This window comes from Neorhizobium petrolearium, from assembly GCF_017873175.1.
Classification (GTDB): Bacteria; Pseudomonadota; Alphaproteobacteria; order Rhizobiales; family Rhizobiaceae; genus Neorhizobium; species Neorhizobium petrolearium.
The window spans coordinates 1-14,681 of the sequence record NZ_JAGGJW010000012.1 but is presented as its reverse complement, the minus strand read 5'-3'; the positions used below and the strand labels follow the sequence as shown (position 1 = coordinate 14,681).

The 14,681-nt window shown below is 60.7% G+C and carries 16 protein-coding genes; 10 read left to right on the top strand and 6 right to left on the bottom strand.

Annotated features, from left to right (window positions below; all coding sequences use genetic code 11):
- Positions 1-14 precede the first annotated feature (14 nt).
- The gene (locus tag J2046_RS21950; RefSeq protein WP_210055581.1) at positions 15-287 is read right to left on the bottom strand and encodes a DUF4164 domain-containing protein; all 273 of its coding nucleotides are present in this window, start codon (positions 285-287) and stop codon (positions 15-17) included.
- A gap of 342 nt (positions 288-629) precedes the next feature.
- On the opposite strand from J2046_RS21950, the gene tkt reads away from it, so the two are divergent.
- Together tkt and gap are read left to right on the top strand one after the other, a co-directional pair.
- Positions 630-2,612 (top strand): transketolase, encoded by a 1,983-nt coding sequence (gene tkt / locus J2046_RS21945; RefSeq protein ID WP_210055579.1) that lies wholly within the window; start codon positions 630-632, stop codon positions 2,610-2,612.
- Between the two features lie 47 nt (positions 2,613-2,659).
- Positions 2,660-3,670: a type I glyceraldehyde-3-phosphate dehydrogenase gene (gene gap, locus J2046_RS21940; RefSeq protein ID WP_210055577.1), complete on the top strand. Its 1,011-nt coding sequence runs from the start codon at positions 2,660-2,662 to the stop codon at positions 3,668-3,670.
- Positions 3,671-3,730: 60 nt separating this feature from the next.
- Here the strand turns inward: gap and J2046_RS21935 are convergent, their stop codons facing one another.
- Genes J2046_RS21935 through J2046_RS21925 form a run of 3 tightly spaced genes read right to left on the bottom strand, consistent with a single transcriptional unit; the run spans position 3,731 to position 5,057 of the window.
- Positions 3,731-4,342 (bottom strand): ATP-dependent Clp protease proteolytic subunit, encoded by a 612-nt coding sequence (locus J2046_RS21935; RefSeq protein ID WP_210055574.1) that lies wholly within the window; start codon positions 4,340-4,342, stop codon positions 3,731-3,733.
- 44 nt (positions 4,343-4,386) lie between these two features.
- Positions 4,387-4,746 carry an SRPBCC family protein gene (locus J2046_RS21930; RefSeq protein ID WP_210055572.1) on the bottom strand — a complete coding sequence of 120 codons (360 nt, stop codon included), beginning with the start codon at positions 4,744-4,746 and terminating at the stop codon, positions 4,387-4,389.
- The gene (locus tag J2046_RS21925; protein ID WP_210055570.1) at positions 4,743-5,057 is read right to left on the bottom strand and encodes an ArsR/SmtB family transcription factor; all 315 of its coding nucleotides are present in this window, start codon (positions 5,055-5,057) and stop codon (positions 4,743-4,745) included. The genes J2046_RS21930 and J2046_RS21925 overlap by 4 nt, the downstream gene beginning before the upstream one ends.
- 428 nt (positions 5,058-5,485) lie before the next feature.
- Here J2046_RS21925 and J2046_RS21920 point away from each other — a divergent pair, with 428 nt between their 5' ends.
- The 5 genes from J2046_RS21920 (at position 5,486) to J2046_RS21900 (ending at position 11,079) form a co-directional block, all read left to right on the top strand.
- Entirely contained in the window at positions 5,486-7,342 is a 1,857-nt protein-coding gene (locus J2046_RS21920) for a potassium/proton antiporter (protein WP_210055568.1), read from the top strand.
- Positions 7,343-7,452: 110 nt separating this feature from the next.
- Positions 7,453-8,655, top strand: a complete 1,203-nt coding sequence (locus tag J2046_RS21915) for a phosphoglycerate kinase (RefSeq protein ID WP_210055566.1) — start codon at positions 7,453-7,455, stop codon at positions 8,653-8,655.
- 215 nt (positions 8,656-8,870) lie between these two features.
- Positions 8,871-9,767: a fructose bisphosphate aldolase gene (locus J2046_RS21910; protein ID WP_210055564.1), complete on the top strand. Its 897-nt coding sequence runs from the start codon at positions 8,871-8,873 to the stop codon at positions 9,765-9,767.
- A gap of 109 nt (positions 9,768-9,876) precedes the next feature.
- Positions 9,877-10,041, top strand: coding sequence for a hypothetical protein (locus J2046_RS21905; protein WP_210055562.1), 165 nt, complete (start codon positions 9,877-9,879; stop codon positions 10,039-10,041).
- 120 nt (positions 10,042-10,161) lie between these two features.
- Positions 10,162-11,079, top strand: a complete 918-nt coding sequence (locus J2046_RS21900; protein ID WP_210055560.1) for a PhzF family phenazine biosynthesis protein — start codon at positions 10,162-10,164, stop codon at positions 11,077-11,079.
- 16 nt (positions 11,080-11,095) lie between these two features.
- Here the strand turns inward: J2046_RS21900 and J2046_RS21895 are convergent, their stop codons facing one another.
- The gene (locus J2046_RS21895; protein WP_200883990.1) at positions 11,096-11,257 is read right to left on the bottom strand and encodes a hypothetical protein; all 162 of its coding nucleotides are present in this window, start codon (positions 11,255-11,257) and stop codon (positions 11,096-11,098) included.
- A 288-nt stretch (positions 11,258-11,545) separates the two neighbouring features.
- On the opposite strand from J2046_RS21895, the gene J2046_RS21890 reads away from it, so the two are divergent.
- From J2046_RS21890 to rcdA, 3 genes are all read left to right on the top strand, one after another.
- A complete protein-coding gene (locus J2046_RS21890) occupies positions 11,546-12,817 on the top strand; it encodes an MFS transporter (protein ID WP_210055558.1) in 1,272 nt (423 codons plus the stop codon).
- Positions 12,814-13,005, top strand: coding sequence for a DUF1192 domain-containing protein (locus J2046_RS21885; protein WP_210055556.1), 192 nt, complete (start codon positions 12,814-12,816; stop codon positions 13,003-13,005). The genes J2046_RS21890 and J2046_RS21885 overlap by 4 nt, the downstream gene beginning before the upstream one ends.
- A 467-nt stretch (positions 13,006-13,472) precedes the next feature.
- Positions 13,473-13,985, top strand: a complete 513-nt coding sequence (gene rcdA / locus J2046_RS21880; protein ID WP_037156053.1) for a protease adaptor protein RcdA — start codon at positions 13,473-13,475, stop codon at positions 13,983-13,985.
- 52 nt (positions 13,986-14,037) lie between these two features.
- On the opposite strand, the gene J2046_RS21875 is transcribed toward rcdA, so the two are convergent.
- The gene (locus tag J2046_RS21875; protein ID WP_233470204.1) at positions 14,038-14,565 is read right to left on the bottom strand and encodes a P-loop NTPase family protein; all 528 of its coding nucleotides are present in this window, start codon (positions 14,563-14,565) and stop codon (positions 14,038-14,040) included.
- Between the last annotated feature and the right edge of the window lie 116 nt (positions 14,566-14,681).

Here is a 14,681-nt window from a genome sequence, read left to right as displayed (position 1 = left end):
ATCCTGTTGCCGCGTCAGCGGTCGAGCACGGCGCGGATGGTCTCCATCGCCGTCACCAGGCGCCGCGAGACTTCCCGGTTCACTTCTTCCAGGCGGTTGGCGCGAAATTGCGATTCGTCGAGTTCCTGGGCAAGGCGCGCCCGGTCCGCGTGCACGCGGCGAACCTCGCCTTCCACCTCCTGGCCTTCGCGTTGGCGCTCGATGCGCGCGTCGATGGCGCTTTCGAGACCGCCGATCGCGGCCTTCAGCTCCGAGATCGCCATGTCGATCGTCTTTTCCGCCGGCATGAGAAGCCTTCCTGTCGAAACGCGAAGAGGGCCGAATCGCATCGGCCCGCATTCTCCACAATCGCCACAGACTATTCACGGGTTGCAAGGCGGTCAATCAATCCAAACCCGCCGAACCTGTTCTAGCTGTGGATCATGGCCTGTGTTTTGACATGCTCTTCGCACTGCATATAAATCAGGCAGCATGCGGGAAACTTCGCCATCATTCCATCGTCGGGCCTGTGCTTTTATTGACTTGCGCGTTGCACCTGCTAAGGATCAGCCGCTCCCCGACGGTCCATGGTCCACCTCCTGGTGGTACCAACGGGACCGCGACCGACACCCGGAAAAAGCGGATTAGCTATGACCTCTCGCGACAAACATAACCGGATGGCGAATGCGATCCGATTCCTTGCCATGGATGCTGTGGAAAAGGCCAATTCGGGCCATCCAGGCCTGCCGATGGGCGCCGCCGACATCGCGACCGTGCTCTTCACCCGCTACCTGAAATTCGATCCGAAGAACCCGCTCTGGCCGGACCGCGACCGTTTCGTACTGTCCGCCGGTCACGGTTCGATGCTCCTCTATTCGCTCCTCTATCTCACGGGATATGAGGATATGACTATCGAGGACATCAAGCAGTTCCGCCAGCTCGGCTCCAAGACGGCCGGCCACCCCGAATACGGCCATGCCTCGGGCATCGAGACGACCACCGGCCCGCTCGGCCAGGGCATTGCCAACTCAGTCGGCATGGCGATCGCCGAGCGCAAGCTTGAAGAAGAATTCGGCTCCGACCTGCAGAGCCATTATACATACGCGCTTTGCGGCGATGGCTGCCTGATGGAAGGTATCAGCCAGGAAGCGATCGCACTTGCCGGACATCTCAAGCTCAACAAGCTCGTGCTCATCTGGGACAATAACAACATTACCATCGACGGCCCCGTGAGCCTCGCCGATTCCACCGACCAGATCGCCCGCTTCAAGGCTGCGCATTGGAACACGATCGAGATCGATGGTCACGATCCCGATCAGATCGCCGCCGCCATCGAAGCCGCCCAGAAATCTGATCGTCCCACCTTCATCGCAGCCAAGACGATCATCGGCTTCGGCGCTCCGAACAAGGCCGGTACGCACAAGGTGCACGGCTCGCCGCTTGGCGCGGAGGAAATCGCCGCGACCCGCAAGGCGCTGGGCTGGGAGGCGGAAGCCTTCGTCGTCCCCGCCGACGTGCTGGATGCCTGGCGCCTCGCAGGCCTGCGCTCCACCAAGACACGCAAGGAATGGGAAGATCGCCTCGCCGCCGCGCCGGCAGAAAAGAAGTCTGAGTTCGTCCGCCGCTTCGCCGGCGACCTGCCGGGCAGCTTCGATAGCGCCATCGACGCCTTCAAGAGGAAGGTTGCCGAGAACAATCCGACGGTCGCAACCCGCAAGGCCTCCGAGGATGCGCTTGAAATCATCAATGGGCTTGTGCCGGAAACGCTCGGCGGTTCCGCCGACCTGACGCCGTCGAACAACACCAAGACCAGCCAGATGAAGTCGATCACGCCGACCGACTTCTCCGGACGCTACATGCACTGGGGCATCCGCGAGCATGCGACGGCGGCGGCCATGAACGGGATCGCCCTGCATGGCGGCCTGATCCCCTATTCCGGCGGCTTCCTGATCTTCTCGGACTATTGCCGCCCGTCCGTCCGCCTCGCGGCATTGATGGGCATCCGCGTCGTTCACGTCTGGACGCATGACTCGATCGGCGTCGGCGAGGACGGCCCGACCCACCAGCCGGTCGAGCACCTGGCTGCGCTGCGGGCGATCCCGAACCTGCTCCTCTTCCGTCCGGCCGACGAGACCGAGACGGCGGAATGCTGGCAGCTGGCGCTCAAGGAAAAGCATCGCCCCTCCGGCCTGGCGCTCACCCGCCAGAACTTGACGCCTGCCCGCAAGACCTACGAAGAGAAGAACCTCTGCGCCCACGGAGCCTACGAACTGGTTTCCGCAAGCGACGCCAGGGTGACGATCTTCGCGTCCGGCTCGGAAGTCGAGATCGCGCTGAAGGCCCAGGCTGTCCTCGACGGCAAGGGGATCGCGACGCGCGTCGTTTCGGTCCCCTGTGTCGAACTCTTCCTGGAGCAGCCGGAAGCCTACCAGCAGGCGATCGTCGGCAACTCGCCGGTCAAGATCGCCGTCGAGGCAGCGGTGCGCGAAGGCTGGGATCACTTCATCGGCCCGAAGGGCGTCTTCATCGGCATGAAGTCCTTCGGCGCCTCCGGTCCGGCCAAGGATCTCTACAAGCATTTCGGCATTACCGCGGAAGCGGTCGTCGCCGCTGCCGAGAAAGAGCTCGCGTGAGCCGGAACCATTCACCCAGAGACCTGTAAGAAGCGGGAGTATCAGAAATGACTGTCAAGGTTGCCATCAACGGGTTCGGCCGCATCGGCCGCAACGTTCTGCGCGCCATCGTGGAATCCGGCCGCACCGATATCGAAGTCGTCGCCATCAACGATCTCGGCCCGGTCGAGACCAATGCGCACCTGCTGCGCTACGATTCCATCCACGGCCGCTTTCCCGCTGAAGTGAAAGTCGAAGGCGACACGATCGCCATCAACGGCGGCAAGCCGATCAAGGTGACCGCGATCAAGGACCCGGCGACCCTGCCGCACCGGGAACTCGGCGTCGACATCGCCATGGAATGCACGGGCATCTTCACCGCCCGCGACAAGGCCGCCGCCCATCTGACCGCCGGCGCCAAGCGCGTTCTCGTCTCGGCCCCCGCCGACGGTGCCGACCTCACGGTGGTCTACGGCGTCAACCACGACAAGCTGACCAGCGAACACCTGGTCGTCTCCAATGCCTCCTGCACGACCAACTGCCTCGTGCCGGTCGTCAAGGTGCTGAACGACCTCGTGGGCGTCGATCATGGCTTCATGACCACGATCCACTCCTACACGAACGACCAGCCGTCGCTCGACCAGATGCACAAGGACCTCTACCGCGCCCGCGCCGCGGCACTTTCGATGATCCCGACATCGACGGGTGCCGCCAAGGCCGTCGGCCTCGTGCTGCCGGAACTGAAGGGCAAGCTCGACGGCTCCTCGATCCGCGTCCCGACGCCGAACGTCTCCGTCGTCGACCTAAAGTTCGTCGCCAAGCGCAACACGACCAAGGAAGAAATCAACGAGGCCATCAAGGCCGCCGCCAACGGCGCGCTGAAGGGCGTTCTCGCCTATACCGAGGAGCCACTGGTTTCCCGCGACTTCAACCACGACAGCCATTCCTCGATCTTCGCGATCGATCAGACCAAGGTCATGGAAGGCAATTTCGTACGCATCCTCACCTGGTACGACAACGAATGGGGCTTCTCCAACCGCATGGCGGACACGGCGATCGTGCTTGCAAAGCTGATCTGAGCGGACGATACCCGTCACCTTCTTCCCGCTTGCGGGGAGAAGGTTAGGGTGAGGGCCTGCTTATAGTTCAGCCGCGTCTTCGCGCGCCTGCAAGATGCGGTCGATAAGGCCCCATTCCAGTGCTTCTTGCGCCGTCATGAAGCGATCCCGGTCCATCGCCTGCTCGAACTCTTCATAGGAGCGGCCGCAATGCTCTGCATAGAGCCGTGTCATGCGTTGCTTGGTTTTCAGCATTTCCTCGGCATGGATCAGCATATCTGAAGCCTGACCCTGGAAGCCGCCGGAAGGTTGGTGAATGAGGATGCTGGCATTGGGCAACGCGACTCTTTCACCGGGTTCGCCTGCCATCAGCAGAAACGAGCCCATGGAACGGGCCGTTCCCATGCAGAGCGTATGCACCGGCGCGCGGACAAAGCGCATGGTATCATACATAGCAAGGCCACTGGTCACGACGCCGCCCGGCGAATTGATGTAGAGATTGATCGGCTTCTTCGGGTTTTCAGCCTCAAGGAATAGCAACTGCGCGCAGACCAGTGCGGAAACGGTATCGTTCACCTCGCCGCTGAGGAAGATGATCCGCTCGCGGAGAAGGCGGGAGTAGATATCGAAGGACCTCTCCCCTCTACTGGATTGTTCTATGACCATAGGGATGAGTTGCATTGCTTCGCGCATTGGCGAACTCCAATCTTTTCAAATTTGAAAGGAAGCTTGTCGCGTCAGGCTGCGAGCATGAGTGCCGGATTGTTACTGTTTGCAGCGGCCTTCGCCATCCGGTCGTACCTCGCATCGGTCAGCTCGTGGATGATCCGAAGGCGGGTTCCACCGGTCGTATTCGGGCCGATCGTGAACGTCACAGTGCTTTCGAGGAATGGCGGGGTGCCGTCGCGCAGCCTATAGCGGACTTCTTGACCGGGAGTGATGGCTGTCGCTTCCGAATCGACCAATGCGTCCTTCGGCAGCCAGTTGTCCCGAAACCCTGGAATGCTGATCGCACGCCAGACCTTTTGCGGTGGTTCATCCAGGTCGAATTCCAGCTCAATGCCGTTATTCGGCCTCTTGGTCTTTCCGTCGTTCATTGATCCATATCCTTCAGCAAGACCTTGAGAGCTTCGATACGCGCGGGCCAGTAGGCGCGATACTTCTCCAACCATTGCGCGATGAGAGCCAAACCATCCGGATCGACTTCGTAATTCACGAAACGCCCCTGCCGTTCTTCCCTCACGAGCTTGGCGCTCCGCAGCACGGCGAGATGTTGAGACATAGCCGGCTGGCTGATCTCCATACCCTCGCGCAGGGCGCTGGCGTTCATGCCGCCCGCCGCCAATTTCTCGAAGATCGCGCGACGGGTCGGATCGGACAAAGCTCGGAAAATATCATTCTCGATCATGCCAAAACATAAGCGCATACTTATGTGATTCGCAAGCTAATTCTAAGCCTGACGGCACTACGCTTCTCTTTGTCGCGAGAATGCTGATTTTCGCCGGGAAACCGGCGGCCGCTGAGCAAAGAAGGAATTTCTGTCGCAAAGCTCAACGGCAAAATTCCGAACTATGCGAGCGACTTTTGCGACGCCAGGTATTCCACATTTCAGTCAGGGGTGCGGCCACTTTTTCTTTATAGGTTTTTTATATCCCGCCCTTCTCTTGCCGGATTTGTTCCTCCCTAATCAACGCATCGTATCGATTCGCCTGGCTTCCAGTCGGGATCTGCCTCATTCTTGCAAAGCCGCACGGGCGGCACAGCACAGTTCCGGCGATCGGGACTGCGGGCGGGGATCGTGTCACGAGCGAGGTGTGAAGGAAGGGGCTTAATTCGGTGGAGGCATTCTACATCATCCTGCTGGTCGGCACGGTCCTGGTGCTGTCGGCTGCCCTTTCGAGCCTGCTTGCCTTTCGCTTCGGCGCCCCCCTCCTCCTGGTCTTCCTGTCGATCGGCCTGCTCGCCGGCGTCGATGGCCTCGGCATCCAGTTCGAGAACTACTCCTTCACCTTCATGCTGGGATCGCTGGCACTGGCGATCGTGCTCTTCGATTCCGGCTTCATGACGCCCGCTCATTCCTTCCGCATCGCCGCCGCGCCGGCGCTGACCTTGGCCTCTGCCGGCGTGCTCCTGACGGCCGGCATTTTCGCGATTGCCGCCTCGCTCTTCCTCGGCTTCTCCTTTGTCGAAGGCCTGCTGCTCGGCTCGATCGTCGCGTCCACGGATGCCGCCGCCGTCTTCTTCCTGCTGCGCATTGGCGGCATCAACATCCGCGACCGGGTGCGCTCGACGCTGGAGGTGGAATCCGGCACCAACGACCCTATGGCGATCTTCCTGACGATCGCGCTGTCGGAACTGGTCGCCACCGGCCAGGGCTTTTCCGGCCTGGACTTCCGTTTCCTGATGCTTTTCATCGAGCAGATGGGGCTCGGTCTGATATTCGGCCTGTTCGGCGGCATGATGATCGTCTGGGTGCTGAACCGCTTCACCTCCGACCGGGGGCTTGCGCCGATCTTCGTGCTGACGCTGGCGCTGCTCGTCTTCGCCTTCACCGGCGTCATGGGTGGCAGCGGCTTCCTGGCCGTCTATGTCGCCGGCATCTATTCCGGCAACCGCCGGATGTTCGCCAAGCAGCAGATCGTCCGTTTCAACGAAGGGCTGACCTGGCTTGCGCAGATCATCATGTTCCTGGTGCTCGGCCTGCTCGCCACGCCCTCGCAGTTTCCAGCCATCCTCCTGCCGGCGATCGGCCTTGCGCTTTTCCTGATGTTCGTCGCCCGCCCCGTCGCCGTCTGGCTCAGCCTGCTCCCCTACGACTTCACCCAGCAGGAAACCGGCTTCGTCGCCTGGGTGGGCCTGCGCGGGGCGGTGTCGATCCTGCTTGCGATCATGCCGATCCTGAGCGGGGTCGAAACCGGCTCCGTCTTCTTCAACACGACCTTCATCATCGTGCTCGCTTCCCTGCTGGTCCAGGGCTGGACGATCAGGCCGGTTGCCGAAAGGCTCGGCCTCATCATCCCGCCGCGCATGGGGGCGGTCGACAAGGTCGAACTGGACCTGCCCGGCAAGGCGACCCACGAACTGATCTCCTACCGCGTCATGAAGGACAGCCCGATCCTGAGCGGCGAGCGCATCCCACGCTGGGCGATGCCGTCGCTCGTCATCCGCGACGGCCGCAGCATGCGCTACCAATATGCCGGGCGGCTGAAGGAAGGCGACCAGGTCTATCTCTTCGTGGCGCCCAGCTACACGAAGCTTCTCGATCGCCTTTTCGCAAGCCGCGTGCCGGTCGAGGAGGACGATGCCGAATTCTTCGGCGCCTTCGCCATCTCGCCGACGCGCCCTGCAAGGGAGCTCGATGCGGCCTACGGGCCCGGCCTGCTATCCGCCAACGAGCAGAACATGACGGTCGGCGACCTGATGACCTCCAGGCTTGGCGGAAGAGCGGAATATGCGGACCGCATCCGCTTCGGTTCGATCGTGCTGATCGTCCGCGAGCTCGACGAACATGACGAGATCCGCAGCCTCGGCATTTCGCTGGAGCCGGTGGAGCCGGCGACCAACCTGCCGATCTTCATCAACATGCGCGAGATCGCCCACCGCATCCGCGACCTCCTGCGCAAGTATCGCGGCAAGCCGGTGCCCGAAAAAAGCGGCGCGACGCCCCCGGAAGGTCCGGCCTCCGCGGCATGAATGCCGAGGTTCCCGAAGAGAATGGCGCAAGCATCGGATAACCGCCTTGCGTCATCGGTCTGGCATAGTATGGTCCGCACGAACTTTTCCTCAGCAAGTGGATCAGCATCATGCCGGCCTTTAAAACCCTTGACGATCTTCCCGATATCGCAGGCAAGCGCGTGCTCGTGCGTGTCGACCTCAACGTTCCCGTCGCCAATGGCAAGGTGACAGACGCGACCCGAATCGAGCGCGTGGCGCCGACCATCCTGGAACTTTCCGGGAAGGGTGCGAAAGTCATCCTGCTCGCCCATTTCGGCCGTCCGAAGGGCGAGCCGGTCGCCGACATGTCGCTGTCACTGATCATGACGGCCGTCAACGAAGTGCTCGGACAGAAAGTCCTGTTCGCGACCGACTGCATCGGCCCCGATGCCAGGAAGGCGATCGACGCTATGGCGAACGGCGACATCCTGCTCCTCGAAAACACCCGCTTCCACAAGGGCGAGGAGAAGAACGACGCGGCCTTCACCGAAGCGCTTGCCGAAAACGGCGACATCTACGTCAACGACGCCTTCTCCGCCGCCCATCGTGCACATGCCTCGACCGAGGGCCTCGCCCATCATCTACCCGCCTATGCCGGCCGCACCATGCAGGAAGAGCTGGAGGCACTGGAAAAGGGTCTCGGCAATCCGGCCCGCCCGGTGGTGGCGATCGTCGGCGGCGCCAAGGTTTCCACCAAGATCGACCTCCTCAAGAACCTCGTGAAAAAGGTCGATGCGCTGGTGATCGGCGGCGGCATGGCCAATACCTTCCTCGCGGCCAAGGGCATCAATGTCGGCAAGTCGCTGTGTGAGCACGACCTTGCGGATACGGCTAGGGAAATCATGAAGGAAGCGGACGCCGCCAATTGCGCGATCGTGCTGCCGGCCGACGGCGTCGTCGCGCGCGAGTTCAAGGCGGGCGCCGCCAACGAGGTTGTCGATATCGCATCGATCCCTTCGGACGCCATGGTGTTGGACGTCGGTCCGAAATCGGTGGCGGCGATCAACGACTGGATTTCCAGGGCTTCGACGCTCGTCTGGAATGGTCCGCTCGGTGCCTTCGAGATCGCCCCCTTCGACAAGGCGACCGTCGTGGCAGCCAGGCATGCGGCAGAAGAGACCAAGGCCGGCAAGCTCGTCTCGGTCGCCGGCGGCGGCGATACGGTTTCGGCCCTCAATCATGCCGGCGTGGCGGACGACTTCTCCTATGTCTCGACCGCGGGCGGGGCCTTCCTGGAATGGATGGAAGGCAAGGAACTGCCGGGCGTGGCCGTGCTTTCCAAGGCGGCTTGAGCTATAATTCCAAAAATCGGCGTGCGGATTTATGTCCGCACGTTCCGGCGTCAAGAAGCATTTAAAAACTTTAGATCTTTTAAACGATTGAAACGATTTCAATCGTTTCAATGACTTACCACGGGATTTCCCTTAAAAAAAACTTCTGTTATCCGCGGATGGCATCTTAGGAGATATGAGCGCGTTTTGCGCCAACTTAGGGACAGGAGTGTAGTATGGTGGACGCGAAGATGTTGAACAAGATCAGCTCTGCGCCCGGATTTATTGCGGCATTGGATCAAAGCGGTGGTTCAACACCTGGAGCGTTGCGCCTTTATGGCGTGTCCGACACCGACTATCAGGGCGACGAGGAGATGTTCCGCCTGATGCATGCCATGCGCGTCCGCATCATGAGCGCGCCCGCCTTTACGGGTAACAAGGTTATCGGCGCTATTCTGTTCGAGCGGACCATGGACGGCGATGTCGATGGTGAGGCTGTTCCGTCCTATCTCTGGGAAAAGCGCGGTGTGGTACCCTTTCTCAAAGTCGACAAGGGCCTGAATGCCGAGGAAAACGGCGTTCAAACGATGAAGCCGATGCCCGATCTGGATACTCTTCTGATCCGCGGTCGTGAAAAGGGAATATTCGGAACGAAGATGCGGTCGGTGATCGCCCATGCCGACAAGGCCGGGATCGCTGCCGTCGTGGAGCAGCAGTTCCAGGTTGCGCGCCAGATCATCGGCCAAGGCCTGGTGCCGATCGTCGAGCCTGAAGTTTCCATCAAAAGCCCGACAAAGGAACAGGCTGAAGCCATTTTGCGCGACGAGATCGCCGAACGGCTCGAAAAGCTTCCAGCAGGTGAGACCGTCATGCTCAAATTGACGATCCCGACGGTCCCCGATTTCTATGCGCCTTTGGTCGCTCATAAATCAGTCATTCGCGTCGTCGCCCTTTCCGGCGGCTACAGCACAGCGGAAGCCTGCGAAAAGCTCAGCCATAACCATGGCATGATCGCGAGTTTCTCGCGCGGGCTGACGGAAAAACTGCGCGTCACGATGAGCGATGCAGAGTTCGATACCAGCCTGGCCGAAACGATCGATCAGATCTACGCCGCGAGCGTCAATAAGTCCTGATGCGATCCCGATTGATCGGTGGCGGAGCATATCGCCGATCTCGGGCGCCATGCTACGAACCTTGTCACGGAAGGGAATGGGCCGCACCGGCAACGGAGCGGCCTTTTGCTTGGCAGTCCGGTCGGTAAGTCTTGATGACCCGAATTGGCGGCGCCACCTCTCTGCGGAAAGGAGGCTGAGCCATGATCTGCACGCACTCACAGAGGTCGGCTGGGATTTTGCCTATATCACGGGCGACGAGGAAAAGGCGATGAAGGATCACGGCCTGGTCTGATCCGCACCTAGTCGCCGGCCCTTCGTTTTATTGATCGGTGAATCACAAAGATTGGTTGGCGCAAGAGAAATTCGTCGTTTAACTAACTAACGAACTGCATATCCTGGGAGCGACGCCGCTATGCCGACCGCCGAATTTGTCACCGTCGATGTCTTCACCACCGAGCGCTTTGCCGGCAATCCGCTCGCCGTCATCCCCGACGCACGCGTCTTGACAGCTGATGAGATGCAGAAGATCGCCGCCGAATTCGGCTATGCGGAAAGCACGTTCGTGCTGCCGCCGGAAAATCCGGAGAACAGCGCCCGCGTGCGCATTTTCACGCCGACTATGGAAATCCCTTTTGCCGGCCATCCGAATGTCGGCACGGCTTTCGTGCTCGGCTGCCAGGGGGAACTCTTCGGCAGGCCGGTCGGCGAGAGGCTCCGCTTCGAGGAAATCGCCGGACTGGTGGAGATCACGCTTCTTCGCGAGGCCGACACGGTAACCGGCGCCACGATCCGCGCGCCGCGTCCTCTGGAACTTGGTGACGAGGTGCCGACGGATCTCGTTGCCGGCTGCGCTTCCATCGAAGCCGCTCATGTCCGCATCTCCGGCCACAAGCCGGTTATCGCCTCCGTCGGCCTGCCCTTCGCGATCGCCGAGCTTGAAAACCTCGATGCGCTGGCTGCTGCGCGACCGAACATCACGGTCTTCCACGAAGCGGCCGCCCGGCATCCGCGTGCGGAAGGGGATTTTTCGCTTTTCCTTTACGTCCGTAACACCGAAAATCCATGGCATATCCGTGCCCGCATGTTCGCGCCGCTCGACAACGTCATGGAGGATCCGGCAACCGGCAGCGCATCTGCCGCCCTTTCCGCCTTTCTGGCGACGCGGGCGTCCGAGGTGGATGCAAACATGCAGATCACGATTGAACAGGGCGTCGAGATGGGGCGCCGCAGCTTGATCGAACTGGATGTGGCGAAAACGGGCGGTATCGTTACCGACGTGCGCATTACCGGCCGCTGCATCTCCGTCATGCGCGGTGCAATCGACTGCTGAGGAAATCTCGGCAGCGTCAGGAGAAATCGCGCAGGATCAGCGTCGCACCCCAGATCGCGAAGGCGAAGATCGCGAGTTTCCAGAAATCGCCGCGACGCCTGAGACCCGGCAAGCCGAGCGGCTTGATGATCTGGGCCGCCATGGCGAGGATCAGCAGGACTGAAATTGTCTTCGTCATTCCATTCTTCGTTTCGCTAAAGCGTGTCGCGATCCTTCAGATACGCTTACCACGCTTTAAGTGCTTATTTTCACGCATGTCGTTATCGCAAAACCGCTGCACACTTTTGCGCGACATGCTTAGTCGCCACAGGCTGGACATTTTTGCGCTTCACCACAGATAGCTCTGGAGAGGATTCGGGGGAACCCGCTCCGCCTTCGTTAACGCCCGATTCATCCGCATGCAACAATGCTTGCACGCGATGCCATGATTGACTGCATCCGCGAAAAGAGCTGACAGTACCGAAAAATGAGCCGAAACCTTCTGCCCGTCCTCGCCCTCCTCTGCGGTACGCTTTTCCTCTTCCTTGGCAACGGCCTGCAGGGTCTTCTCCTGCCAGTGCGCGGCTCGCAGGAAGGTTATTCCAACGAGGTGCTCGGGCTGCTCGGCACCACCTGGGCCTCCGGTTTCGTAATCGGCTGCTTCGTGGCGCCGAACGTGGTGCGCCGCATCGGCCATGTGCGCGCCTTTTCCGGCTTCCTGTCTCTGATATGCCTGAATGTGCTCCTGACCGGCATCCTGGTCGACCAGACCGCCTGGCTGATCCTGCGCGCCATCACCGGCTTCTGCACCGCCGGCACGTCGATGATCATCGAAAGCTGGTTGAACGAACGCGCCACACCCGAAAGCCGTGGCACGATCTTCTCCTTCTACATCTCGATCACCCTGTTCGGCGTGGTCGGCGGCCAGCTGATGGTGCCCTTCGCGGATATTTCCACGCCGATACTCTTCATGGTCTGCGGCATCCTCTACTCCATCGCCGCGCTGCCGACGACGCTCTCCAAGGCGGCTTCTCCGCAGCCGCTGAAGCGGGCACGGCTGGATCTTCCCGGCCTGTTCCGCAATTCCCCCATTTCCTTCGTCGGCATCCTGCTGATCGGCACGGCAAACGGCGCTTACGGGACGCTCGGGGCAGTCTTTGCGACCCGGGCGGGATTGGACCACGGCGCGGTCGCCGCCATGGTCAGCATTACCATCTTTGCCGGCGCGATCATGCAGTTTCCGGCAGGCCGGCTCTCGGACACCATGGACCGCCGCCACGTGCTTGCCGGCCTTTCGGCGGCCTCGGCGCTGGCTGGCCTCGCCGTCGCGCTCCTGAGGCCGACAGACGTATACAGCATCGTTATCCTGGTGGCGATCTATGGTGCTGCGGCGAACGCGCTTTATCCGATCGCCGTCGCGCATGCCAACGACTTCGCCGCACCTGAGGATTTCGTGAAGGTTTCGGGCGGCCTGCTGCTGCTATATGGTATCGGCACGATCATCGGGCCGACGCTCGGAGGCCCGGTTATGAGCTTCGCCGGCCCGCATGCCCTCTTTGCTGTGACCGCGGTCGCGCATATGCTGGTAACGGCTTATGCGATCATCCGCAGCCGCCAGCGCGCACCGGTGCCAGTCGAGGAGCGCGAGGCCTACCAGACCGCGCCGACCTCAGCCGGGCCGCTTGCGACGCCGGAAAGCCTGTCGCTCGATCCGCGCGCCAAGAACGAGGCAACCGCAGAGATGAAGGAGGCATCATGAGCTTTCTTGATGACGATCGACCCAAGAAGCCGACAGTCCATGAGATCGGCTCCGATCTTTCCATGCTCTCAGTCGATGAGCTCGATTCGCGCATCAAGCTCCTGAAAGAGGAGATCGCGCGACTGGAAGCGGAAAAAGAGAGAAAGGATGCCGGCCGTCGCGCCGCCGACAGCTTCTTCAGATCTTGAAAAACTAAGATATCGAGAAGTTTAAGGGTATTTTTTGCTTCGCCTCAACGGAATATTAATCATTAACGGAGAATATCCATCTGTCCAGGCTTCCTGGACTCAGACAGTTTCACCGTTCGGCGAATGGTCTGATTTCTCCCTGTTTTACCTTGAGAGCCGCCATCCCGCGGCTCTTCTTTTTGTTGCAGGACCATTCCTCCGATTTTCCTTCGGCACGGCATCGCGGCAGCTTCGGCACGGGTCCGTTTCCCAAGCTAGGCCCGCAGCGGTATTCACAGCCTGAAATGTGTCTCATTTCAAGAAGATGGCCTCTATTTACCACTTCTTGTGGGTATTAACCTTTCCTTAAGAAACGTCTTGCGGATTTCCATTATAAGTATCATGTTCATGCCAGTCAGAGCGGTTGGGAACTTTTACTCGACCTTGACCATTTGCCTGAATGTGATTGCGTTAGCAGGATGAATTCGATGTCCGAACAGGGATTGAACACCGTCAGTTTTGCCGGCCGCGCCGCTGCCTCCTCGCAGTTCAAGGCGCTCTACTCTGAGGGCATGGCCCTGGTTGAGGAAACCGCGAGCTATCTCGACGGTCCGGGGCGCGCCGCCTCCAAGGTCCTGCCGCGCATGGCGTCGGTCCTCTATGCCGCTGAATCCATGCGGCTGACCACCCGCCTGATGCAGATGGCTTCCTGGCTGCTCCTGCAACGCGCCGTCAACAACGGCGAGATGAGCCGCGATCAAGTCCTGTCGGAAAAGAGCAAGGTACGCCTCGACGGCTTCAACGTCGACCGCAGCGCGCCGGGCTGGCTCGACCTGCCGGAAGGTTTCCGCGAGCTCGTCGAGCGTTCGCTCCGCCTGCAGAACCGGATCGCCCTCCTCGACCGGGAAATCTATCGGCCCGCCGACACCACCGTCATGCCTGACAACGAAAACAGCGTCCGCGCCCAGCTCAACCTGCTGCGCACAGCGTTCGGCAACTGACCCATACGAACTTACTCCATTCAGCCGGCGCATATCGGTTGCGCCGGTGTTTTCATGTCCGCGAAATGTCCCAGACATAGGCAGCAATCTCATCCCGGCTTTTCAAGCGAACCTTCACGCCTGAAAAGCCATTATAGAGCTTTAGGTGGCCGTCGAAGGAATTCCAGTTGTTCTTCCGCGCGCGATACTCCGAGACCCATCTCACCAGTCCCTCGAAGCTTTCCTCGCTTTCCCCGCCTTGAATGCCGCGCGCCCGGATATTCGCAACGCACTCCTCCTCGCAAAGGTCGATCCAGATCAATTGCGTCGCACGCGGAAGAAGCACGTCGACAAGCCATCCGTAGACGCCCTCCATAAGCCATGCGTCGTCATCGGCCCGCTTCTTGACCTCTTGAATGACAACCGACTTATCGCGAGCGATGCCATAGCGGCCGGGCTGCCAGTAGACATCGTCGAGGTGCACGGCCTCCATCCCGATCCGCACCGCCAATCGTTTCGCCAGCCAGGTCTTGCCGGCACCGCCATTGCCCATGATGACGATACGGCGGAGTGGGTCCGGCAAGTGCGATCGGTTTTCCATCCCGCATCCCTTCCTGCCCCATCAATCGGCATAGGGGGCGATCTTATTTGATCGCTCCCCTGCCACACCACCCGGCATGCGGGTCCGCACCGGGCGGTTCGAGGGATTGAGGTTAT